This window comes from Klebsiella indica (assembly GCF_005860775.1).
Classification (GTDB): Bacteria; Pseudomonadota; Gammaproteobacteria; order Enterobacterales; family Enterobacteriaceae; genus Klebsiella; species Klebsiella indica.
Window position 1 is genome coordinate 173368 of the sequence record NZ_VCHQ01000005.1, and the last position, 23768, is coordinate 197135.

The 23768-nt window shown below is 55.7% G+C and carries 18 protein-coding genes; 10 read left to right on the top strand and 8 right to left on the bottom strand.

Annotation, left to right across the window (positions count from 1 at the left end; genetic code table 11):
* Positions 1–224 precede the first annotated feature (224 nt).
* Entirely contained in the window at positions 225–944 is a 720-nt protein-coding gene (gene ompR, locus FE839_RS04255; RefSeq protein WP_001157751.1) for an osmolarity response regulator transcription factor OmpR, read from the top strand.
* Positions 941–2302 (top strand): two-component system sensor histidine kinase EnvZ, encoded by a 1362-nt coding sequence (gene envZ / locus FE839_RS04260; RefSeq protein ID WP_138359472.1) that lies wholly within the window; start codon positions 941–943, stop codon positions 2300–2302. The genes ompR and envZ overlap by 4 nt, the downstream gene beginning before the upstream one ends.
* A 111-nt stretch (positions 2303–2413) precedes the next feature.
* On the opposite strand, the gene FE839_RS04265 is transcribed toward envZ, so the two are convergent.
* On the bottom strand, positions 2414–3685 hold the full coding sequence (locus tag FE839_RS04265) for an acid phosphatase (RefSeq protein ID WP_138359474.1): 1272 nt from the start codon (positions 3683–3685) through the stop codon (positions 2414–2416).
* A 317-nt stretch (positions 3686–4002) separates the two neighbouring features.
* Here FE839_RS04265 and FE839_RS04270 point away from each other — a divergent pair, with 317 nt between their 5' ends.
* Entirely contained in the window at positions 4003–4845 is an 843-nt protein-coding gene (locus FE839_RS04270; protein WP_138359476.1) for a 23S rRNA (adenine(2030)-N(6))-methyltransferase RlmJ, read from the top strand.
* A gap of 72 nt (positions 4846–4917) precedes the next feature.
* Entirely contained in the window at positions 4918–6270 is a 1353-nt protein-coding gene (gorA, locus tag FE839_RS04275; RefSeq protein WP_138359478.1) for a glutathione-disulfide reductase, read from the top strand.
* Positions 6271–6898: 628 nt separating this feature from the next.
* Here gorA and FE839_RS04280 read toward each other — a convergent pair.
* Positions 6899–7522, bottom strand: coding sequence for a glutathione S-transferase family protein (locus FE839_RS04280; protein WP_138359480.1), 624 nt, complete (start codon positions 7520–7522; stop codon positions 6899–6901).
* Between the two features lie 232 nt (positions 7523–7754).
* On the opposite strand from FE839_RS04280, the gene FE839_RS04285 reads away from it, so the two are divergent.
* Positions 7755–8903 carry an iron-containing alcohol dehydrogenase gene (locus FE839_RS04285; RefSeq protein WP_138359482.1) on the top strand — a complete coding sequence of 383 codons (1149 nt, stop codon included), beginning with the start codon at positions 7755–7757 and terminating at the stop codon, positions 8901–8903.
* A 354-nt stretch (positions 8904–9257) separates the two neighbouring features.
* The gene (locus tag FE839_RS04290) at positions 9258–10910 is read left to right on the top strand and encodes an alpha,alpha-trehalase (protein ID WP_138359484.1); all 1653 of its coding nucleotides are present in this window, start codon (positions 9258–9260) and stop codon (positions 10908–10910) included.
* A 170-nt stretch (positions 10911–11080) separates the two neighbouring features.
* On the opposite strand, the gene FE839_RS04295 is transcribed toward FE839_RS04290, so the two are convergent.
* Positions 11081–11839, bottom strand: coding sequence for an SDR family NAD(P)-dependent oxidoreductase (locus FE839_RS04295; RefSeq protein WP_138359486.1), 759 nt, complete (start codon positions 11837–11839; stop codon positions 11081–11083).
* A gap of 118 nt (positions 11840–11957) precedes the next feature.
* Here FE839_RS04295 and FE839_RS04300 point away from each other — a divergent pair, with 118 nt between their 5' ends.
* From FE839_RS04300 to FE839_RS04310, 3 genes are all read left to right on the top strand, one after another.
* Positions 11958–12857, top strand: coding sequence for a LysR family transcriptional regulator (locus FE839_RS04300; RefSeq protein WP_138359488.1), 900 nt, complete (start codon positions 11958–11960; stop codon positions 12855–12857).
* 76 nt (positions 12858–12933) lie between these two features.
* Complete coding sequence (yhjD, locus tag FE839_RS04305) at positions 12934–13965, top strand: inner membrane protein YhjD (protein ID WP_138359490.1); 1032 nt, start codon at positions 12934–12936, stop codon at positions 13963–13965.
* A gap of 269 nt (positions 13966–14234) precedes the next feature.
* Positions 14235–15557, top strand: coding sequence for an MFS transporter (locus FE839_RS04310; RefSeq protein WP_138359492.1), 1323 nt, complete (start codon positions 14235–14237; stop codon positions 15555–15557).
* Here FE839_RS04310 and FE839_RS24635 read toward each other — a convergent pair.
* Positions 15545–15703, bottom strand: coding sequence for a hypothetical protein (locus FE839_RS24635; RefSeq protein WP_171034814.1), 159 nt, complete (start codon positions 15701–15703; stop codon positions 15545–15547). The genes FE839_RS04310 and FE839_RS24635 overlap by 13 nt on opposite strands.
* 127 nt (positions 15704–15830) lie before the next feature.
* Here FE839_RS24635 and kdgK point away from each other — a divergent pair, with 127 nt between their 5' ends.
* Entirely contained in the window at positions 15831–16760 is a 930-nt protein-coding gene (kdgK, locus tag FE839_RS04320; RefSeq protein ID WP_138359496.1) for a 2-dehydro-3-deoxygluconokinase, read from the top strand.
* Positions 16761–16927: 167 nt separating this feature from the next.
* Here the strand turns inward: kdgK and FE839_RS04325 are convergent, their stop codons facing one another.
* The 4 genes from FE839_RS04325 to FE839_RS04340 form a co-directional block, all read right to left on the bottom strand.
* Complete coding sequence (locus FE839_RS04325) at positions 16928–18433, bottom strand: M16 family metallopeptidase (RefSeq protein ID WP_138359498.1); 1506 nt, start codon at positions 18431–18433, stop codon at positions 16928–16930.
* 344 nt (positions 18434–18777) lie between these two features.
* The gene (locus FE839_RS04330) at positions 18778–20064 is read right to left on the bottom strand and encodes a dicarboxylate/amino acid:cation symporter (RefSeq protein ID WP_138359500.1); all 1287 of its coding nucleotides are present in this window, start codon (positions 20062–20064) and stop codon (positions 18778–18780) included.
* 154 nt (positions 20065–20218) lie between these two features.
* A complete protein-coding gene (locus tag FE839_RS04335) occupies positions 20219–22216 on the bottom strand; it encodes a sensor domain-containing phosphodiesterase (protein ID WP_138359502.1) in 1998 nt (665 codons plus the stop codon).
* Between the two features lie 545 nt (positions 22217–22761).
* Complete coding sequence (locus FE839_RS04340; protein ID WP_138359504.1) at positions 22762–23760, bottom strand: family 8 glycosyl hydrolase; 999 nt, start codon at positions 23758–23760, stop codon at positions 22762–22764.
* Positions 23761–23768 lie beyond the last annotated feature (8 nt).

Consider the following 23768-nt stretch of genomic DNA (forward strand, 5'->3'; position numbering starts at 1 on the left):
TCCTGATTGCAGATCGTTGTACCATGCTACGCACAATTCATCGCACGTAATAATACCAACAGGATAAATAATGTGGCTTATGCTTAAATGTATACTTAAGCTGCTGTTAAATATGCTTTGTAACAATTTAGCCTGGAATATATACCAGATTTCGCTGGTGAGCGACCCGGGCTTTTTTGAGAATACGCACTGACAATTGCAGTGAACCTTTGGGAGTATAAACAATGCAAGAGAATTATAAGATTCTGGTTGTCGATGACGACATGCGTCTGCGTGCGCTACTCGAACGTTATCTGACCGAGCAAGGCTTCCAGGTTCGAAGCGTGGCGAACGCCGAACAAATGGACCGCCTGCTGACCCGTGAATCCTTCCACCTGATGGTGCTGGATCTCATGCTGCCCGGAGAAGATGGCCTGTCCATTTGCCGCCGCCTGCGCAGCCAGAGTAACCCGATGCCGATCATTATGGTGACGGCGAAAGGGGAAGAAGTTGACCGTATCGTGGGTCTGGAAATCGGCGCCGACGACTACATCCCGAAACCGTTCAACCCGCGCGAACTGCTGGCCCGTATCCGCGCCGTGCTGCGTCGCCAGGCTAACGAACTGCCGGGCGCCCCTTCGCAGGAAGAGGCGGTGATCGCCTTCGGCAAGTTCAAGCTGAACCTCGGTACGCGCGAAATGTTCCGCGAAGATGAGCCGATGCCGCTGACCAGCGGTGAATTCGCGGTGCTCAAAGCGCTGGTCAGCCATCCGCGCGAACCGCTGTCCCGCGATAAGCTGATGAACCTCGCCCGTGGTCGTGAATATTCAGCAATGGAGCGTTCCATCGACGTGCAAATCTCCCGCCTGCGCCGCATGGTGGAAGAAGATCCGGCGCATCCACGCTATATCCAGACCGTGTGGGGTCTGGGATACGTATTCGTCCCGGACGGTTCTAAGGCATGAAACGCGTGCGTTTTTCGCCGCGAAGCTCGTTTGCCCGCACGCTGTTACTGATCGTCACTCTGCTGTTCGCCAGCCTGGTGACGACCTATTTAGTGGTGCTGAATTTCGCGATTCTGCCGAGTCTTCAGCAGTTTAATAAGGTTCTGGCCTACGAAGTCCGTATGCTGATGACCGATAAGCTGCAACTGGAAGATGGCACGCAACTGGTGGTGCCGCCGGCGTTTCGCCGCGAGATTTACCGCGAGCTGGGCATTTCGCTCTATTCTAACGAAGCGGCGGAAGACGCAGGCCTGCGCTGGGCGCAGCATTATGAATTTTTAAGCCAGCAGATGGCGCACCAGCTTGGCGGGCCAACCGAAGTGCGGGTGGAGGTCAATAAAAGCTCCCCCGTGGTGTGGCTGAAAACCTGGCTCTCGCCCAATATCTGGGTGCGCGTCCCGCTGACCGAAATCCATCAGGGCGACTTTTCGCCGCTGTTCCGCTATACCCTGGCGATTATGCTGCTGGCGATTGGCGGCGCCTGGCTATTTATTCGTATTCAGAACCGGCCGCTGGTCGATCTGGAGCATGCCGCGCTTCAGGTCGGACGCGGCATTATTCCCCCGCCCCTGCGCGAATACGGCGCCTCTGAAGTGCGCTCGGTAACCCGCGCTTTTAACCATATGGCGGCAGGCGTGAAGCAACTGGCGGACGACCGGACGCTGCTGATGGCCGGAGTGAGCCATGATTTGCGTACCCCGCTAACGCGTATCCGTCTGGCGACGGAGATGATGAGCGAAGAGGACGGCTATCTCGCGGAGTCCATTAATAAGGACATCGAAGAGTGCAACGCCATTATCGAACAATTCATCGACTACCTGCGTACCGGTCAGGAGATGCCGATGGAGATGGCAGACCTCAACTCGGTGCTGGGCGAAGTGATTGCGGCGGAAAGCGGCTACGAGCGCGAAATCGTCACCGATCTGCAACCGGGCGAAATTCTGCTAAGCGTGCATCCGCTATCCATCAAACGCGCGCTGGCGAATATGGTGGTCAACGCCGCCCGTTACGGCAACGGCTGGATTAAAGTCAGCAGCGGTAGCGAAGGCAACCGGGCCTGGTTCCAGGTGGAAGATGACGGACCAGGAATTAAACCGGAGCAGCGCGAGCATCTGTTTCAGCCGTTTGTGCGCGGCGACAGCGCCCGTACAATCAGCGGAACCGGGCTGGGATTAGCGATTGTCCAGCGCATTATCGATAACCATAATGGCAAACTGGAACTGGGTTCCAGTGAACGTGGCGGGCTATTGATTCGCGCCTGGCTGCCGGTGCCGGTCAGTCGGGCACTTCCGGCAGTAAAAGCGCCAAAAGAGAGCTAAATCGGCGATAACCTGCCCCTTGCCCGGCACGCATTAAACGTCGCCTTGCCGGGCAACAAAAGCGCCGTGCGGGCTGGCCGCCGCCCGGCAGGAACGCCGTCCCCTCTGTTTTCAATGCGCGCCGACCGCCATCTCGTATGCCGCAGGCAAATTCAACCGCTGCCAGAACTGCTGGTCGCTGGTTTCACCCGACAGCGGATATCCCGCAGGCAAAGCCGTTTTGACCATCAGCGCCCGACGCTGCGCGGCGGACAACGTCGGCAACGCAGACTCCAGCAACACTTCCGCTCCCTCCGGCACCTTCAGGCGCGGCTTTTCACCCTTCTGCTGCGGCAAATCGTAGGTCATAGTAAAGCGATAAAAATCGCGCATTGCCGGGTCGCGGTACGGATCATCCTTCGCTGGCGCCTTTGCACACTCCGCCAGCGTCATGCCGCACTCCTTCGCCAGCGCTGTGCGTAGTTGATCGCGAGCTTCATTGAACAATGCGCGGTACTTAGCGTCATTCAGATAGTGCGCGACATTACGCTGCGCCACCATCCGCGACCCCATCACATCCAGCGGATAATGCACGCCCAACACGATACGCGAGTAACCGTAACGCGCGCCGCGGGTCACCAGTGCGTCAAACCGCTCAGGGATCATCTCCGCCATCAGCAGCGCATCGGTATAACCGGTATTCGTGTGCCCGCTCGGGAACGAACCACCGTCTGCGGTATAGGGTTTGTTATCCTTCACCACCACATCATCCGGCACCAGATGGATGGTATTGCCCTGAATCAGAAACGGGCGCGGGTTGTTAAAGTGTTTTTTGGCCGCTCCGGTACTCACTTCGGAGGCTTTAATCAGCGCCGCCGCCTTGCTGAGTTCGCCTTTATCGTAGGCGGAGAGGAAAGCTTTTCCGAGACGCGGACCCATTGCATCGCTGAGAAAATAGAGATAGCTGATGCCCTCGGCATCCGCCAGCGCCTGATGGCGGGTGGTTTGTACCGCATCGCGGTTAATCGCGGTGACCGTCTCAAGGTTTTGCTGTATCACCGTCTTCGGCAGCGTGCTGAACGCCGAAAGAAGAGCGATCCCCGCCTGCTGGTTGGCTTTAACCTGGAAGTCATAGCCGCTGGCTTTTAGCCACGCTTTATCCGCCTGAATTTTACTCTGCCTGGCGTGTTTCAACCGATCGCGAGTGAGCGTTGGCGCATCACCCTTCAGCGCGTTACGCAACTGCGCCAGGCTTTGGTTCTCCAGCGCGTCAAAGGCCGGGCTGGCGGCGGCTGGCGTCACGCTGTTGGCGATTGCCGCCGCCTGATTCAACGGGATATCCTTCGCCAGAACCGGCAGCGCCAGGATTAACGCCGATGCCAGCAGTGAGATTTGCAGTTTCATTATTTTTCCTTTATATCCTAAATAATTCGCGTTGCTTAAAGGCGGCAAGGGAGTGATTCCCCAGGAGCACAGATAACTATGTGACTGAGGTGAACGAGCGTAGCCAACACATAAGCAGCTTGAAGTATGACGGGTATATTCAAATAATTACCTTGCCTGCCAGCAACGCTAACGCCACCGTTTGACACTTTTATGACAGCGTTATGTTTTGCAACGCTTTAGCCAGAATCGAAACAAGACGGCGCCACAGCGGTAATCGAGGCGGATCTGCGGTAAACTACCGGTTATCTTGTTTAATTCCCGGAATCACCGTATCCATGCTCAGTTATCGTCACAGCTTTCACGCAGGCAACCACGCCGACGTGCTTAAACATACCGTTCAGAGCCTGATCATTGAATCACTCAAAGAGAAAGAAAAACCGTTTCTCTATCTGGACACCCACGCCGGCGCTGGTCGCTATCAGCTGAGCGGAGAACACGCCGAGCGTACCGGCGAATATCTCGACGGTATCGCCCGCATCTGGCAGCAGGATGATCTGCCCGCCGAGCTGGAACCCTATATTTCCGTTGTGCAGCACTTCAACCGCAGCGGCCAGTTGCGTTACTACCCAGGCTCGCCGCTGATTGCCCGCCAGCTGCTGCGCGAGCAGGACAGCCTGCAGATGACCGAGTTGCACCCGAGCGATTTTCCGCTGCTGCGTGCCGAGTTTCAGAAAGACAATCGCGCCCGGGTAGAAAAAGCCGATGGCTACCAACAGCTTAAATCGAAGCTGCCGCCGGTTTCCCGCCGTGGGCTGGTGCTTATCGACCCGCCTTACGAAATAAAAACCGATTACCAGGCGGTGGTAACCGGTATTCATGAAGGCTACAAACGCTTTGCCACCGGCACCTACGCGCTATGGTATCCTGTGGTCTTACGGGCACAAATTAAGCGTATGATCAAAGAGTTAGAAGCCACCGGCATTCGCAAAATTCTGCAAATCGAGCTGGCGGTACGCCCGGACAGCGACCAGCGCGGGATGACCGCCTCCGGGATGATTGTGATCAATCCGCCATGGAAGCTGGAGCAACAGATGAACAACGTTCTGCCGTGGCTGCATAAAACGCTGGTGCCGACCGGCATCGGCCATGCGACCGTCAGTTGGATCGTGCCTGAGTAATCGCAACCATCGGTGGAACCTTTTACGCCTCGCGCTACAATCGCGGCCATTCAATCATTAAGGACCAGAGCCATGACCAAACATTATGACTACATCGCTATCGGCGGCGGTAGCGGCGGTATCGCCTCCATCAACCGTGCGGCAATGTACGGCCAGAAGTGCGCGCTGATTGAAGCCAAAGATCTGGGCGGTACCTGCGTTAACGTCGGCTGCGTACCGAAGAAAGTGATGTGGCACGCGGCGCAAATCCGCGAAGCAATCCATCTGTATGGCCCGGATTACGGCTTTGACGCCACCATCAATCACTTTGACTGGGAGAAACTGGTCGCCAGCCGCAGCGCCTATATCGATCGTATTCACACCTCCTACGATAACGTGCTGGGCAAAAACAAGGTCGACGTGATTAAAGGTTTCGCCCGCTTTGTCGATGCGAAAACTGTGGAAGTGAATGGCGAAACCATTACCGCCGATCATATCCTGATCGCCACCGGCGGACGCCCGAGCCATCCGAATATTCCGGGCGTCGAGTACGGTATCGATTCAGATGGTTTCTTCGCGCTTCCGGCGCTGCCAAAACGCGTTGCGGTGGTTGGCGCAGGCTATATCGCCGTTGAGCTGGCCGGGGTGATTAATGGTCTGGGCGCGGAAACTCATCTGTTCGTGCGCAAACACGCGCCGCTGCGCAGCTTTGATCCGCTGATCGTTGAAACGCTGGTTGAGGTAATGAACGCTGAAGGCCCGGAACTGCATACCAACGCCATTCCGAAAGCGGTGGTGAAGAACGCTGATGGCAGCCTGACTCTGGAGCTGGAAGATGGCCGCAGCCAGACCGTCGACTGCCTGATTTGGGCGATTGGCCGCGAACCGGCGACCGATAACATCAACCTGGCCGCAGCCGGCGTAGAGACCAACGACAAAGGCTACATCATCGTCGATAAGTTCCAGAATACTAACGTTCCGGGCATCTACGCCGTTGGCGATAATACTGGTGCCGTTGAGCTGACTCCGGTAGCCGTGGCCGCCGGCCGTCGCCTCTCCGAGCGTCTGTTTAACCACAAACCGGACGAACATCTGGATTACAGCAACATCCCGACCGTGGTCTTCAGCCATCCACCTGTCGGCACCGTCGGCTTAACTGAACCGCAGGCGCGCGAACAGTACGGCGATGACGCGGTAAAAGTGTATAAATCCTCTTTTACCGCCATGTATACCGCCGTAACCTCGCACCGTCAGCCGTGCCGCATGAAGCTGGTCTGCGTCGGCCCGGAAGAGAAAATTGTCGGCATTCACGGCATCGGCTTCGGTATGGATGAAATGCTGCAGGGCTTTGCGGTGGCGCTGAAGATGGGCGCAACCAAGAAAGACTTCGACAATACGGTGGCGATCCACCCGACGGCGGCGGAAGAGTTTGTGACCATGCGCTAAAACGCTCGTCATCCTATGATCTGGCACTCAAAAGACGCTCACCGGAGTAGTGCCGATCGGTTAAGCGAGTCACCGGCGTTGTCTTCTGTTTTATTGGTCAACGGTAATCGCTTTTTCGGTGGTTATGGTGAAAGCGCGATACGGCTACAAGACTGACGACATCGTCGATTTTTTCTGGCCTACAGCGACTGGGGAGTTACCATTTCAGCTCAGGCTTACCGCAAGGGGTTTGGCGCATCAAGGAAACCTGGCGAGAACGCAGGCGCGCATCCAGGACTGGCCGCCAGGACGGCGGCCAGTGGGCGGCCAGAGGCTGAGTCGCGGCAAGGATGCCGCGTCTCAGCCGGTCCGCCAGATGAAGCCGGAGTGGAGCGGACCGCGCAGCGGCAGGTTTTCAGCGCCATGCCGGGGGTCCAGGGGGACGAGCGAAACGTCCCCCTGGCCGTTCACACGCAATGCATATGAAGAATATCCTCGTATTAACCGTGAACGGAACAGGCCACTGAATCAAATAGGTAAAACGAAAAATCCACCATCACCACCGATTAACGGAACCGCTCAGGCAGCCATAAACACAACTGACTGCCCTTAACTAACCAGCATGACTCCCCGGCGCGCCTTTTTATCTCTACGCCACGCCATTGTTCCCGTGGCGCTTAAAGGCCGGACGCTGGTTCAACGCCATATACCAGCGTTCAACCTGCGCCATTTCAGGGTGCGCGAACGGCGTCATTTTCCAGCGATGCACCGACAGGCCAAGCACAATATCCGCAAGGGTAAACTGGCTGCCGGTGATCCATGCTCCGGTTTGCTGCAGCTGCGCATTCACGATCTGCACGCAGCGGGTCCAGGCGGCGATGCTCTCTTTTATCGCCACCGGGTCCTGAAACCGCGGGTCCTTACGCACCAGCCCCATAAAGGCGTAGCGCCAGGCATTGTTAAACTCGGTTGCCTGCCAGTCCATCCAGTGTTCGACCTCCGCAGCAGCCTGCGGCACGGCGGGGAGCAGATCGTCCCGCCCCGCTTTCCGCGCCAGATAACGGCAAATGCTGTTCGACTCCCACAGCACAAAATCATCATCCAGCAGCACCGGCACCAGGCTATTCGGATTGAGCGCGCGAAATTCCGGGGTCTCAATCGACCGGAATCCGCTGCCATAATCCTCCTGCTGATACTCCAGCCCCGCTTCCTCGCAGGTCCACAGCGCTTTACGCACGTTAATTGATGAGCGCTTGCCCAGTATTTTTATCATTGTCAGCAATACCTCAATCAAAAGAGATGATAGTTTCACCATACTCCATCGTTCGCATGTGTACAGCCGGATAATGTGTACTTCCAGGGACATAAGCGTTGGTTACGCGCGTTCAGGCAAAGCGCTTACCGAACCCGGCCCATCGAAATTCATGTGATTACCGCCTCCCTGCAACCCGAATGATTTCGGCTATAGTGGATTGCAAAATTGTTCTTCGATACAGGACCCCGACATGTTGACTAATTTTAACCTTTTAACGCCGGGCAATATCCGTTTTGGCCGCGGCCTTGCGTGTAGCGCTGCTTCCTGGCTTGCCGGGCGTTCAGCGCAGATACTGCTGGTTCACGGTGCCAGCCTGCAACGGGCACAGCCTTTACTGGACGAATTACATACCTGCCAGTTGAACGTCACAACGCTGGCAATCGCCCATGAACCCTGCCTGCAGGATATTGAACAAGGCGTTCGCCTGGCGCGGGAAAAGGGCATCGGCGCGGTGGTCAGCCTCGGCGGCGGCGCGGTGATTGACGCGGGTAAAGCCATTGCCGCGCTGGTTCCGGTTCAGGGGCCCGCAATCGACTATCTGGAAGTGGTCGGTAACGGGCGCGAATTAGAGGCCGATCCGCTGCCGTTTGTCGCCATTCCTACCACCGCCGGTACCGGCGCGGAAGTGACAAAAAATGCGGTGATCAACGTTCCCGGGCAACAACGCAAAGTCAGCCTGCGCGACGACCGGATGCTGCCGGATCTGGCGATTGTCGACCCGTCGCTCACCGACAATGCGCCACGCGCAGTCACCTTAGCGTCCGGTCTCGACGCCCTCACGCAGGTTATCGAGCCCTGGCTGTGCGCCCGCGCGAATCCTTTTACCGACGCCCTGTGTCGGGATGCAATCCCGCGCGGCATTAAGGCCCTCAGAACGCTGATGGAAAAAGAGTGCCCGGACAGCCGCGATGAGATGGCGTGGGTGAGCCTGTGCGGCGGGCTGGCATTAGCGAATGCCGGGCTTGGCGCGATCCACGGCCTGGCTGGACCGCTGGGCGGCCTGAGCCATGCCGCCCACGGCGCGCTTTGCGGCAGCCTGCTCCCCTTCGGTCTGGCGCTGAATGAAGCGCAAATAAGTGACGAGAAGGTCCGTCAACGCTTTGCTGATGTGCGCCAGTGGCTGGCCGCCGGGCTGGGCGTTGAGCCGGACAGCGCCTGGCAGAGCCTGCGCGAGTGGAGTCAGCGCGCCGGACTGGGAAACCTGCGGGAGCTCGGCGTACCGCACGAAGCGCTGGAGCCAGCGGCCCTTGCCGCCTGCGGCTCATCATCGATGAAAGCCAACCCGGTTATGCTGACCAGCGAGCAGCTACTGGAGATGCTGGAAGCCGCATGGGAATAATCGCGCGCCGTGCAAATGCCGGGGAATTGCAGATTGCAGACAAAGCGTGTTGTTCCGGAATTGCCCGGCGAAAATGCGAGCATAATATCTGAGACAGGTTGGTCACCAGCCGAAATTTAGATTTTGTTGCAAAACGAATGCTCTAAATTCGTCAGGCGAACACCCAACGATGAAGCGTTTTTTAAGTCGGTAGATCAGTTAATTAGGGCTATATCCCGTTACCTCATCTTAATAATAAAACGTGATCTATCGCACATTTTATCCTCCCTCCCCCGCTGCGAATGTCTACGCTTAATAGACAGGTCGGGTGCTCCCGGCATCCTCTACTGACGCAATCCGGAGGTCCGTATCATTATGTTCAGCCAGAAATTACGTAACGCTGATGCCGATGAACTCAGGATCGAAAACGATCCATGCTACGAAGCCGATCCGTACGAGTTAAAACTGGATGAAATGTTCGACGTTGAACCGGAACCGGAGATTATTGAAGGGCTGCCCGCGTCAGATGCCCTGACCCCTGCAGACCGCTATCTGGAACTGTTTACCCATGTCCAGAAGTCAGGTATTTTTGCCGACAGCAAAACCTTTCCCGACTGTGCGCCGAAGCAGGATCCGCTGGATATTTTGCTTCACTACCGGCGCGTAAAACGCACGTCCGAATTCGATTTACGCCAGTTTATTGAAGAGCATTTCTGGTTGCCGGACAACCGCGCCGAGGATTACGTTTCCGATCCCAATCGATCGTTGAAAGAACACATTGATGCCCTGTGGCCAATTCTGACCCGCGAGCCGCAGGATCATATTCCCTGGTCGTCGCTGCTGGCGTTGCCGCAGTCGTATATCGTCCCCGGCGGGCGTTTTAGCGAAACCTACTACTGGGACTCCTATTTCACCATGTTAGGGCTGGCGGAAAGCGGCCGCGAAGATCTGCTGAAATGTATGGCGGACAACTTCGCGTGGATGATTGAAATCTACGGCCATATTCCGAACGGCAACCGCACCTACTATCTCAGCCGCTCGCAGCCGCCGGTTTTCGCGCTGATGGTGGAGCTATTTGAGGAAGATGGCGTTCGCGGCGCCAGACGTTATCTCGACCATCTGCAAATGGAATACAGCTTCTGGATGGACGGCGCTGAATCGCTGGTGCCCAATCAGGCCTATCGCCACGTAGTGCGCATGCCGGACGGTTCGCTGCTCAACCGCTACTGGGACGATCGCGATACGCCGCGCGATGAATCCTGGGGGGAAGATGTGGCAACCGCGAAGCGCTCCGGGCGACCGCCAAACGAAGTATACCGCGATCTGCGCGCCGGAGCGGAATCCGGCTGGGATTACTCCAGCCGCTGGCTACGGGATATCACCCGGCTGGCAAGTATTCGCACCACCCAGTTTATCCCGATTGATTTGAACGCCTTTTTATTCAAGCTGGAGAACACCATCGCCAATCTCTCCGGCCTGAAAGGAGAGCGGGACACAGAGGCCGCTTTTCGCCAGAAAGCCAACGACCGCCGGGCAGCGGTGACCCGCTACCTGTGGGATGAGGAAGGCGGCTGTTTTCGCGACTACGACTGGCGCCGCGAACAGCTGGCCCTGTTCTCCGCCGCCAGTATCGTTGCGCTGTACGTCGGTATGGCGACGCATGAACAGGCCGACAGGCTCGCCGATGCGGTTCGCGCGCGTCTGCTGACTCCCGGCGGGATTATGGCCACCGAGTACGAAAGCGGCGAACAGTGGGATAAACCCAACGGCTGGGCACCGCTACAGTGGATGGCGGTGCAAGGATTTAAAATGTACGGTCAGGATCCGCTCGGGGATGAGATAGCTCACAGCTGGCTGCAAACGGTAAACCATTTCTACAAACGGCACCATAAGCTGATCGAAAAGTACCATATCGCCAGCGCCACCCCGCATGAGGGCGGCGGCGGCGAATATCCGCTGCAGGATGGCTTCGGCTGGACCAACGGCGTCGTGCGTCGGCTCATTGGTCTGTATGGCGAACCCCTGTAAAAGCGCGCGGCTTCCAGAATTGATGCCTGGCATACGCGCTTCAGGGACTCTGCCATGCCTGACGTCTTATGCCACGGCGGTATCGCTGCCCGCGACGACCTGATGACGGTGTTCTCCGGCGAGCCGAATTATTTCGGCTCGCCGGACCATCCCCCGTAGAGGAAAAAAGATTACAAAAACATCCCGCCGGAAACTTCGACGCGCTGGGCGTTCATCCAGCGCAGGTCATCGCTGAGCAGCGCGGCAATCGCGTCGCCGATATCGTCCGGGAGACCCACTCTTCCCAGCGCAGTCTGCGCGGCGATATACTGATTAACCTGCGCGTTATCCCGCACTACACCGCCGCCAAAATCGGTTTCAATGGCGCCAGGGGCAATAATATTGACCGAAATTCCCCGCGCCCCCAGTTCTTTCGCCTGATAGCGGGTCAACACCTCCATCGCGCCTTTCATGGCAGCATAAGCCGCATAGCCCGGCAGCGCAAAACGCGCCAGCCCGCTGGATACATTCAGGATGCGTCCGCCGTCAGCTAACAACGGCAGCAGGCGCTGAGTAAGGAAAAACGGTCCTTTAAACTGGATATTCATCAGCTCATCAAACTGGGCTTCGCTGGTCTCAGCAAAGGGAACGTTCAGACCAATACCGGCATTGTTCAATAAATAATCGAAGCTATCCCGCTGCCAGTGCTGCTGAAGTAATTCCGTCATCTTATGAGCAAAGCTGTCAAAATGATGACTATCGCCGACGTTGAGCGGTAATGCCGCCGCCTTTACGCCTTTTCGTTCAATTTCAGCGACAACGTCCAGCGCCGCCTGCTGGTTGCTGTGCCAGGTCAGGATAATATCGGTTCCCCTCTCTGCCAGCTTTAATGCCGCATTTTTTCCCAACCCGCGGCTCCCGCCGGTGACTAAAGCGATACGTTGTGTCATCAGAACCCCCTTCTTGCTTGCGTTTGCATAGTTAAAGAGCTTATTAGCTGCTATAAAAACAATAAATATAGGAAATTGCGTTTTACTGTTTCTGTATCAATAACAATAGGCCCCCGGGATGGATAGAATTCACGCAATGCAGCTGTTTATTCGGGTCGCGGAACTGGAGAGTTTTTCCCGTGCCGCCGATATCCTCGGCCTACCGAAAGGGAGCGTATCGCGCCAGATTCAGGCGCTGGAGAACCATCTGGGCACTCGCCTGCTGCACCGTACGACCCGCCGGGTACAGCTGACGCAGGACGGTATGGTTTACTACGAACGCGCAAAGGATCTGCTCAGCAATCTTGATGAACTGGACGGCATGTTCCAGCTCGATCCCTCCAGTGTCAGCGGTCGTTTACGGGTAGATATGCCCGTCGGGATAGCGAAAAAGCTGGTCATCCCGCGGCTACCGGCATTTCTGCAACAATATCCCGGTATCGAACTGGAGCTCAGCAGCAGCGATCGGTTGGTCGATATCGTCCGCGAAGGGTTTGACTGTGTAGTTCGCGTCGGTACGCTGAAGGACTCCGGGCTGATCGCGCGGCCTCTGGGTAAACTCACGCAAATTAACTGCGCCAGCCCGCACTATCTGGCGCGCTTCGGCTACCCGCAGTCCCTTGATGATCTGGTCGATCATGCGCTGATCCACTACGCGAGCAACCTCGGCGTACGCCCACTGGGATTTGAGGTATTCAGCGATGGCGTGGTTCGCTGGGTTAAAATCGGCGGCGTGCTGACCGTCAACAGTACTGAAACCTATCAGGCATCGTGTCTGGCGGGTCTGGGAATTATTCAGGTTCCGCGAACTGGCGTGCGTGACATGCTGCGCACCGGTGAACTGATAGAAATTCTGCCTCATTACCGCGCCGAACCATTACCGGTCTCATTGATTTATCCCCACCGGCGTAATCTTTCACGTCGGGTACATCTGTTTATGGAGTGGTTAGGCGGGCTGATGAAAACCTATGTCGATTAGGAATCAGACACCGTATCAACGATTTTACGTATATAATTTTGATGAATACCGCTGTAAAAAAAGGAAGAAAAACGTTATGACGCCGGAAAACGACGCTCAACGCCCGCCCCAGGAACCTGGCTCGCCGCCGGATAAAAACAAAAGCACGATAGCCGCGATTAATGATTCTGCCGTGGCGAAAAAGGCCAATCAGGCACTGAAAACCGTCACCGGAACGGCAGAAAAAGTCCAGCGCAACCCCATTATTGCGCACCTCATTCGCGCCGCCGAGCGCTTCAACGACAGGCTTGGCAATCAGTTTGGCGCCGCCATCACTTACTTCTCGTTTTTGTCGATGATCCCTATCCTGATGGTCTCTTTTGCGGCCGCCGGCTTTGTGCTGGCTTCGCATCCCACCTTACTACAGGATATCTTCGATAAAATTTTGCTCAACGTGAGCGACCCGACTCTCGCCGCAACGCTGAAAAATACCATCAACACCGCCGTCCAGCAGCGCACCGCGGTGGGTATCGTCGGCCTGCTGGTCGCGCTCTATTCGGGGATTAACTGGATGGGCAACCTGCGCGAGGCGATTCGCGCCCAGTCGCGTGACGTCTGGGAACGCACGCCGCAGGATCAGGAGAAGATTTGGGTAAAGTATTTCCGCGACCTTATCTCGCTGATCGGCCTGCTGGTTGCATTAGTGATCACCTTATCGATCACCTCAGTGGCAGGTTCCGCCCAGCGGATAATTATCTCGGCGCTTTATCTCGATAATATCGAATGGCTGAAACCCGCATGGCGACTGATTGGTCTCGCAATCTCTATTTTCGCCAACTATCTGCTGTTTTTCTGGATTTTCTGGCGACTGCCGCGCCACCGTCCTCGCCGCAAGGCGTTGATTCGCGGCACGCTGATTGCGGCGGTCGGCTTTGAGATAATCAAAATCATTATGACCTGGACGCTACCGGCGCTGGTGAAGTCCCCTTCAGGAGCGGCATTTGGCTCGGTACTGGGGATAATGGCATTCTTTTATTTCTTCGCCCGCCTGACGCTTTTCTGCGCCGCATGGATTGCGACTGCCGAGTATAAAGGCGACCATCGGATGCCGGGCAAATCCCACGATTAAATCATTACTGGGCTGAATAAAGACGCAAAATTCAGCCCAACCTATTATTTCAGCAGATAAATCCAACACGTAACTTTTCTTTAACCAGAAACTGGTTTTATCAACCATAACTTGAATTATGTGAAGCATTTCATAGAAGTTATTTTCCGGTAACAAAAATTATCCACTTTTTGCCTCTTTTTCAGGCTATCGCTCCCCTTGTTACAGATTGAAATGTCCCTGATGCTGTGGCTATATGGCCCTTCGTTCGCAAAAAATAAGAAAGATCTATGCAATCCACAGCCACAACACTCGACAACGCTCAGGAAACCGTCCCGGTTAATTCACGCAATAAAGTCGTGGTCGCCTCACTCATTGGTACCGCCATTGAGTTCTTTGACTTCTATATCTATGCCACTGCAGCGGTCATTGTCTTCCCGCACATTTTCTTCCCGCAGGGCGATCCTGCTGCCGCCACGCTACAGTCGCTGGCGACGTTTGCTATCGCCTTTATTGCCCGCCCTATCGGATCCGCGGTATTTGGTCATTTTGGCGACCGGGTAGGCCGTAAAACGACCCTGGTGGCTTCATTGCTGACCATGGGGATCTCCACCGTGGTTATCGGCCTGCTGCCTGGCTATGAGACTATCGGAATTATGGCGCCGATGCTGCTGGCGCTGGCGCGTTTTGGCCAGGGTCTGGGTCTCGGTGGAGAATGGGGCGGCGCGGCGTTACTGGCGACGGAAAACGCGCCGTCGCGCAAGCGCGCGCTGTATGGTTCTTTCCCGCAACTGGGCGCGCCTATCGGCTTTTTCTTCGCTAACGGCACCTTCCTGCTGCTCTCCTGGCTGCTGACCGACCAGCAATTTATGGACTGGGGCTGGCGTCTGCCGTTTATCTTCTCCGCCGTGCTGGTGATCATCGGTCTGTACGTTCGCGTGTCCCTGCACGAGTCGCCGGTGTTCGCTAAAGTCGCCGCCGCGAAGAAACAGGTGAAAATCCCGTTAGGCACGCTGTTGACAAAACACATTCGCGTTACTGTCCTCGGCACCTTTATCATGCTGGCGACCTACACGCTGTTTTATATCATGACCGTCTACTCCATGACCTTCAGCACCGCCGCTGCCCCGATTGGTCTCGGTTTGCCGCGCAACGAAGTGCTGTGGATGCTGATGATGGCGGTTATTGGTTTTGGCGTGATGATACCGGTTGCCGGCATGCTGGCAGATGCATTTGGCCGCCGTAAGAGCATGGTCGTCATCACGGCCCTGATCATTCTCTTCGCGCTGTTTGCCTTTAAACCGCTGCTCGGCTCCGGCAGCCCTCTGCTGGTCTTTGTCTTCCTGCTGCTTGGTCTGAGCCTGATGGGGCTGACCTTTGGCCCGATGGGCGCGCTGCTGCCAGAGCTGTTCCCGACGGAAGTTCGTTACACGGGCGCCTCGTTCTCCTATAACGTCTCGTCGATCCTCGGCGCTTCCGTGGCGCCGTATATCGCCGCCTGGCTGCAGGGCAATTACGGCCTGCCTGCGGTGGGGCTCTACCTGGCCGCAATGGCGACGCTGACGATGATTGCCCTGCTGCTCACTCACGAAACGCGTCATCAGTCGCTGTAACGCTCTTCGCCCCCGGCGCATTGCAGCCAGGGGCGACATTTCACCCCGCTATTTTTCATCAGCGACCACATCGCCCAATCCGGATTCGCCTGTTCCTTGCCACGTGACCATCCGGTAAACACCGGAAAAGCCAATGACGCTGACAATTGCGGTCTCCGTCACATAATCCGCGTCAGGTCAAAAAAATAATGGAACGTTGTTTTAATATGGTTGACCATAAAAGCGACCCAGCGCACACTAGAACGAATATTGATTTAATTTCAGGTCATCACTATGTCGAAGAAAATTGCCGTCATTGGCGAATGTATGATTGAACTGTCAGAAAAAGGGGCGGCAGTAAACCGCGGCTTCGGCGGCGATACGCTAAACACTTCCGTCTATATCGCTCGTCAGACCGACGCCAGCGCACTGAGTGTGCACTACGTCACCGCACTGGGAACTGATACCTTTAGTCAACAGATGCTCGAATCCTGGCAGCGCGAAAATGTCCAGACCGACCTGATTCAGCGTATGGCCGACCGTTTACCGGGCCTGTACTATATCGAAACCGACGATACCGGCGAGCGGACCTTTTACTACTGGCGCAATGAAGCAGCGGCCAGGTTCTGGCTGGAAAGCGAACAGTCTGCGGCGATCTGTGAAGCACTGGCGACCTTTGACTATCTCTATCTCAGCGGTATCAGTCTGGCGATCCTCAGTCCCGCCAGCCGTGAAAAACTGCTGACCCTGCTGCGCCAATGCCGCGCGAACGGCGGCAAAGTGATCTTCGATAACAACTATCGCCCTCGCCTGTGGAGCAGCAAAGAGGAGACGCAGCAGGTTTATCAGCAGATGCTGACCTGCACCGATATCGCTTTCCTGACCCTTGACGATGAAGATGCCCTGTGGGGGGAGAAACCGGTTGAGGACGTGATTGCGCGTACTCACGCCGCTGGCGTCGAAGAAGTGGTGGTCAAACGCGGCGCCGAATCCTGCCTGGTGGCGATTGCTGGCCAACCGCAACAGGAAGTTCCGGCGGTAAAACTGCCAAAAGAGCGTGTGATTGATACCACAGCGGCAGGTGATTCGTTCAGCGCTGGCTATCTGGCGGTACGCCTGACCGGCGGAGACGCCGAATCCGCGGCAAAACGCGGGCATCTGACCGCCAGCACGGTAATACAGTATCGCGGCGCGATTATCCCGCGCGAAGCGATGCCGCAGTAATCTCCCCGGCGCAACGCTGATCCGGCCCACGTTAAATCAGTAACCTAACGATATTATTGATTTACCTGGCCGGATAAAGCCCCAGCCGCCGCCCGGCTGAAACGCAAGCCCAATGGCTGATACCGTTGTTATCGGCCTCACCGGATAGCATGGCTATCCGGTTTTTCTTACTGCGCTGGCGGGGTATCCGTCACGTCGTTGTTCCCTTCCGCGACATCGTTGCTGCCTTCAGTCGCTGGCGCGGCGGCGGGTACAGGCGCCATCACTTTCTCCCACGTCGCCTGGAGATCCTTTATGTTGTATTCCGGCTCGCTCTGCGGCTGCTGCAGTACCAGCGCCATATCCTGCGACAGTTGCTGACGCAGGTACTGGTTTAGCATGTCAACCGTCAGTGAGTTAAGGAACTCCTGGCGCAGCTTCTGATACTGCTCAGGCGCAATATCCACCACCTGGTTTTGCAACGAACGCATCCGCTGACTGATCAGGATATACGTATCGGTGCGCGCATAGGTGGCGAACAGCTTCTGCAACTCAAGGTTTTTCTGCGCAATCAGGGCAGCAAACTCATCCTGTGACAGACCGTTATCGCGCACTTTCGCCAGTTCGCGCGCCACGGTCGTTAAGTTTGCATTCAGACGTTCGGCCGGCGATTCGATATTGATCGCACACTGCGCCCGCAAGTAGAGAACGCGACAGTCAAAACTGAGGTTGATGTCCTTGATATTACTTTTGCGTAAATTCTGCTGTACGTGCCAGAACAGCGCTTCACGCGCAAGATCATCGCGCCAGTAACGCTGGAGCGCAACCGAGTCGCGAATCGGTTGCCACGGCGCATCCCACATCAGTGACAGCTTATCCTGGCGCACCGCATCGGTCATAATACTGACCGGCATTGTCGGTAGCGGCGAGAGCGTAGGAACCGCCGCTGGCGTCTCGCGCTTGCCTTTCAGGCTACCGAAGATTTTGTTGATTTGCTCGGCGACGTTGCGACTGTCAACGTTACCAACGACGATCAGCGTCATGGCATCCGGCGTATACCACTTGTGATAGAAATCTTTTAATTTGGCAATATCAATCGGTTGCTTCAGCGGCACGGCCGGATCGTGCGCCAGCATCGTTGAACCTTTCAGCCGATAGCGCCACCAGCTTTCTTTGGTATTCGCAGGCCAGGTCGCCACCATATCCTCGCTCTGCAAAGCGTGATTGACCGTTTCCCGGGTAATTGACAGCTTACCATTTGCATTTGCCAGCCAGCTCAACGCCTCTTTCAGCAAATCGTTACGGTTATTCGGTAAGCTCAGGTTAAACAGACTGTAGTCATAAGAGACGATCGCGGGGGGTAAAGGGCGGTTTGGATCAATACTCTGCTGCCACAACGAACGTGCCTGCATGGTCGGCAGGGCACCACTTTGCGTCAGCGCAAGACGGGGGATAAAGTGGCTAAAACCGCTCTGCTGAGTGCTCTCACTCAACGAGCCAATATTTACGGACAAGCGAATTTCGACGCGATCGCTGGGACGTTGCGGGGTCGCTAACACCTGCCACTGAAAGCCATTTGCAAGCACCCCTTGTTGCCAGGCCGGGTCCGGCTGGAGCGCTTCAGCCTGCACATAACCGGCTGCCGCCATCATCAGCAACCCACCGGTTAAGAGTCGAATTTTTGTGCCCTGCATGTGAACCCCTGATCAACATTCCTGGTTACAACAGCAGCCCACGGACGGACCGCCGAAAAATGTGGTAAGTGAAGTACGTCGGTTAGACCACGCGAAGATGAAAATGTCACATGTAGACGTTAAATAAACATTTGTACCCGTCATACTTCAAGTTGCATGTGCGTTGGCTTTCCTCGTTCACCCCAGTCTCGTACTGGAGTACGCTCCCGGGGATTCACTGCCTCGCCGCCTTCCTGCAACTCGAATTATTTAAGGTATAGAGTCGCGCTGTACAAACGACAGCGCTCCCTAATTATGCGCAGGAGCCCGTTCTCCAGCAAGGAGAACGGGCCTAACAGATGGATTTATGAGGATAATTCGTGCGATTCGCGTACCGGAGTGCGGTTATTCAGGACATCATCCAGCTGTCTGGCGTCCAGCTCTTTTACCCATTTAGCGACAACAATGGTCGCCACGCCGTTACCCACCAGATTAGTCAGTGCGCGCGCTTCGGACATAAAGCGGTCGATGCCAAGGATTAACGCCAGACCGGCCACCGGCAGATGGCCAACAGCGGAAATGGTCGCCGCCAGCACGATAAAACCGCTGCCCGTCACTCCCGCCGCACCTTTCGAGGAGAGCAGCAACACGACCAGCAGGGTAACCTGATGGAAAATGTCCATATGGCTATCGGTCGCCTGCGCGATAAACACCGCCGCCATTGTCAGATAGATTGAGGTTCCATCAAGGTTAAATGAGTACCCCGTCGGGATCACCAGCCCCACCACGGACTTACGGCAGCCCAGTTTTTCCATCTTATCAAGCATGCGCGGCAGCGCCGACTCAGAGGAAGAGGTTCCCAGCACAATCAGCAGTTCTTCGCGAATATAACGAATGAACTTGAAGATGCTAAAGCCGGCTGCTTTGGCGATCGAGCCAAGTACCAGCACCACGAACAGGATACAGGTAATGTAGAAACAGGCGATCAATTGACCGAGCTGTACCAGTGTACCGACGCCGTATTTACCGATAGTAAAAGCCATCGCCCCGAACGCGCCAATCGGCGCCAGGCGCATAATCATATTGATAATGCCGAAGATGACCTGCGAGAAGCTTTCAATCACGTTAAAAATCAGTTGGCCTTTGCTGCCCAGACGATGCAGCGCAAAACCAAACAGTACCGCGAACATCAGTACCTGCAGAATATTGCCGCTGGCAAAAGCGCCAATCACGCTGCCAGGGATAATATCGAGCAAGAACGCCACGATGCCCTGTTCTTTCGCCTGCGCGGCATAAACCGCCACGGCGTGCGCATCCAGCGTCGCCGGATCAACGTGCATTCCGGCACCGGGTTGCACCAGATTGACAATGATCAGGCCGATAATCAGAGCAATGGTACTCACGATTTCAAAATAGAGCAGCGCCACCGCGCCGGTGCGGCCGACGGCCTTCATGCTTTCCATCCCGGCAATCCCTGTCACGACGGTACAGAAGATAACCGGAGCAATTACCATTTTAATCAGCTTCACGAAAGCATCGCCGAAAGGCTTCATCTGCGTACCCAGTTCCGGGTAAAAGTGGCCCAGCAGAATACCGATCGCTATGGCAGATAAAACCTGGAAATAGAGGCTTTTAAAGAAAGAGGTTTTCATAGGGTGTCCTTTGGGAATAACCACAGACAAAGAAAGGGTACTGCGTCTGTGGCTTAAAAATAACACCCGTGAAACATTTCAGAAATAACAAGGTGCACATTTGCAACGGAATTGTTAATAAATTTGAGCTGACTCGCACAAGCTAACAATACAGTTACAAATTTGCATCCCCGGTATCATTCAGTAAAAAGCGGGTCATAAATGCTTCCGGCGGAATGGCGCCGCTAAACAGCCCACCCTGCGCAATATCGATCCCCGCCGCCTGCAGCCAGGTATACTGCGCCTGGGTTTCAACGCCCTCCGCAACAATACGCAGATTGAGGCCCCGAGCCAGTTGTATAATCGCCGGGACCAGACTGATGTCATCCGGCAGCATATCGATCAACGTCTTATCGATTTTCAACATGTCCACTGGCAACGATTTGATATGTTGCAGTTGACGCAGGCCCACGTAACCCATAGCGAAATCATCCAGCGTAATCCGCGCGCCTGCTTCACGCAGCGGACGCAGCCGGGAAATCAGCGTCTGCGGCTCGTCCATTCGACGGCTTTCTGTCACTTCCAGCACCAGGGTATCCGGCACAACGCGGTAGCGCGCAAGCAGCGCCAGTATTTCCACTTCGCTGTCGCTATGCAGCAACGAGGCATTAACCGACAACGGCAGCATGATCCCCTGATTCTGCCAGACGACCAACTGTCGACAGGCTTCTTCCAGTAGCCAGTAGCCGACTGGAGCCGTCAGCCCGCAGGCGTCAATGCGCTCAAGCAGATCTCCCGGCAGCGACCAGTCGCCATTCGCCTGGCGCTGCCGTAGATGCACTTTCGCGCCACACACTTCACCGCTACGGGCATCTACCTGAGGTTGCAGCCAGATAGCAAACTGCTGGTTATCGAGCGCCGTCAAAATATCATGCTCTTCTCTCAGCCGACGTTGCGCTTTCTCCATCTGCTGCGGATCAAAGAACTCAATCTGGTTTTTACCTTTACGACGCGCGGTTACGGCGGCAGAAAACGCCCGCCGATAGAGCTGTTCGGCGCTGATTTCACCGTTAAACATCGCGATACCGACGCTGGCGCAGGGGCGAAGCTGGATACCGTGTAACGGTAAACGCTCATTTATAACAGTAAGTACTTGCTTACTTAGCGTAACCGCCTGCCAGGGTTCAGCCATGCTGGAGGCCAGGATCGCAAAGTCGTAACCGCTTACCTGGGCCAGCACCATTTGCGAAGGAATAATCGCGCGCAGCTTTTCCACCAGAGTCAGCAGCAGCATTTCGCGCTGCGTCTCTTTCAGCACGCCAGCGGTATCCTGCAGCGTTTCACAGGCAATGATCAGCAGTGCCGAAGCCTGAGAACGGGCAACTATCTGCTCCAGCATCGCCATCAAAAAGGCTTTATTGGGCAGCTCGGACTCCGGGAAACGGGTCGATTGCAAAGAGAGTTCATCATGCTGGCGCAGCAAAGTCTGCTGATTACGGTTGTAACTGCGCACCAGCATTCCAAGTTCATCATCATGATGTAAACGCGGTAGCGTAAGCTGGTGGCCGAGGCGCTCCTGCTGCGGCACATCATTCAGTTCGCGGGCGATTTTACGTAACGGACGCACGATGAGACGGTTGATACACCAGGTGAGCGCCACCGTCAGAACCAGCACCAACAGTAAGTAAGCAGTTACTAACGTTGAGAGCGCACTCATCACGAATTTGTACATCCGCCAGGAGTCGGCCTGTAGCACCAGGTAAGCCAGCGGCTGCGGATTCGCAGGCCGCTCAAGAGAGTAGATCGGCAATGAAATCTGGACTGGCAGTTCGAACATCCGGGTGATCATTACCGGGACCGGACGCTCCGGGATAAAGCGCATTCGCAACGCCTGGAATTGATTAGGCAGTACAACGTCTGCCCGGCTGACGACACCCGCGGGCTGAATGCTGCTCAGAATCGTTTCCGCTTCCGGAATATCGGCTTTCAGGATCGCCGCTGATAGCGGTTCGCGGACGGAACGCGCGATGCTTTCTAATTGCGTGGCCGTGGTAAAGCGACTCTGCTGAACAAAGTGGAACAGCAAAATAGAACAGAAGACCAATACGAACGCCATGGATACGCTCGCGACCATCGCCATCTGTTTAATTGTAAGTGAGCGGCTGACGCGCAACGGGGTTCTCCACTGAAACTGAACGCATTTTCGGTATAGATCCATCCACACCGATCGTTTTCAGGCTGATTATATACTCAAATCGTGCATTCACGCCCGTAGCCAGGGGCCAGTCCATCAGGGAATAATCAGCCTGTATTGCCAAAAAAGGCAAAGCCTGACGAGTATACGCGAAGAGCGTCGGGGAGTGACGCTCTCTCGCATAATTCAGGCTAATCTGCACCGGTCGGCGGGAGCGTCTTTTTTAAGGGGAGTGGCGAAATGGTCTATTTTTGTTTTGCGTGGTTTTGAGCGGTGGCCGGTTCCGTTCACTGTCAATAGGTGGATACTGGCCATCTCCGCAGCCTGTGAACGGCATGGGCCGTTTCGCGCCCCCCATGCCCCCGGCATTACGCTGAAGCACATAAAAACAGACGCCAGCCGAAATTATTCAGGCTGAATCAGGGCTAAAAACGAGTTTGCCGGAGCCACTGATTAACTGATTTCACTGGCTCCGGCGGAGCCGCCCCCTGGCATAACGCAGGGAGCAAAACGCATTCCGGCGCTCACTGGCGGTCTTTATTCGCCAGCCACGCCAGCAGTTTCAGACTGGCGGAATAATAGTCGTCCTGAGCCGTAATCTCAGGTTCACCCTGCGCTTCCCCGAGGGTTAAATCACGTACCGCCAGCAGCCCGCCGGTCATAAACCAGGGGGCGACCTCACCGGTATTGACGTTAATCCATGCCGGCGTTTGCAGACGCGGATAGCTCTGGAACCAGTTTTTCCACGGCGTCAGCAAACGACTTTGCGGGTCACGCCAGGAGACATACAGCGGGATACGAATCGCATCATAGCTCATCCGCGCTGGCCACTCTTTTGCCGGTTCCATCTTGCCATCTGCGTTTAACACCACCCAGTCGCTGGGTAGCTGAGATTTTCCCCACGCCATTTTTTCCAGCAGCGCCTGACCATCACTCTGTAGCTTTCGCCAGGCCGTCAGATGCGTGCGAGCCGCAAAGGCCTGCCATGCCGGAAAGATAAAATAGGACGGATTCAGGTTCAGGTGATCGTTAAAGTAAAACCCCTTTGCCCCCGGCAACATCACCTGACGACCGGCGAACGTGACCACCGTGAACTTCAGCAGTGCGCTGGTAATCGCATCGGATGCCGTGCCGTATGCGCTATCCTGCCACTGCTGCTGCGCACGCAACAGCGCCCAGGCGATCATCGTGTCGCCATCGGTTGCGTTGTTTTTATCCGCCACCGGATTAGGCGCCACCGGGTTATAGCGCCAGTAAAACAGCCCATTATCTTTGTTACGCAGCGTCTTATTGGTCCATTGCCAGAGTTTGTCAAACGTCGGACGATCGTTATTGGCCACCGCTAACAACATGGCAAAACCCTGGCCTTCAGTATGAGAAACATTGCCGTTTCCGGTATCAATAATGCGCCCGTCCGGCATCAGAAAACGCGATTTGTAACTTTGCCACGCCGTATCGGCCCACGCATGGGGAAGCATCATCACCGTCGCCATTACGACTGCAGCCAAAGCACGTAAGGACATAAATTCCC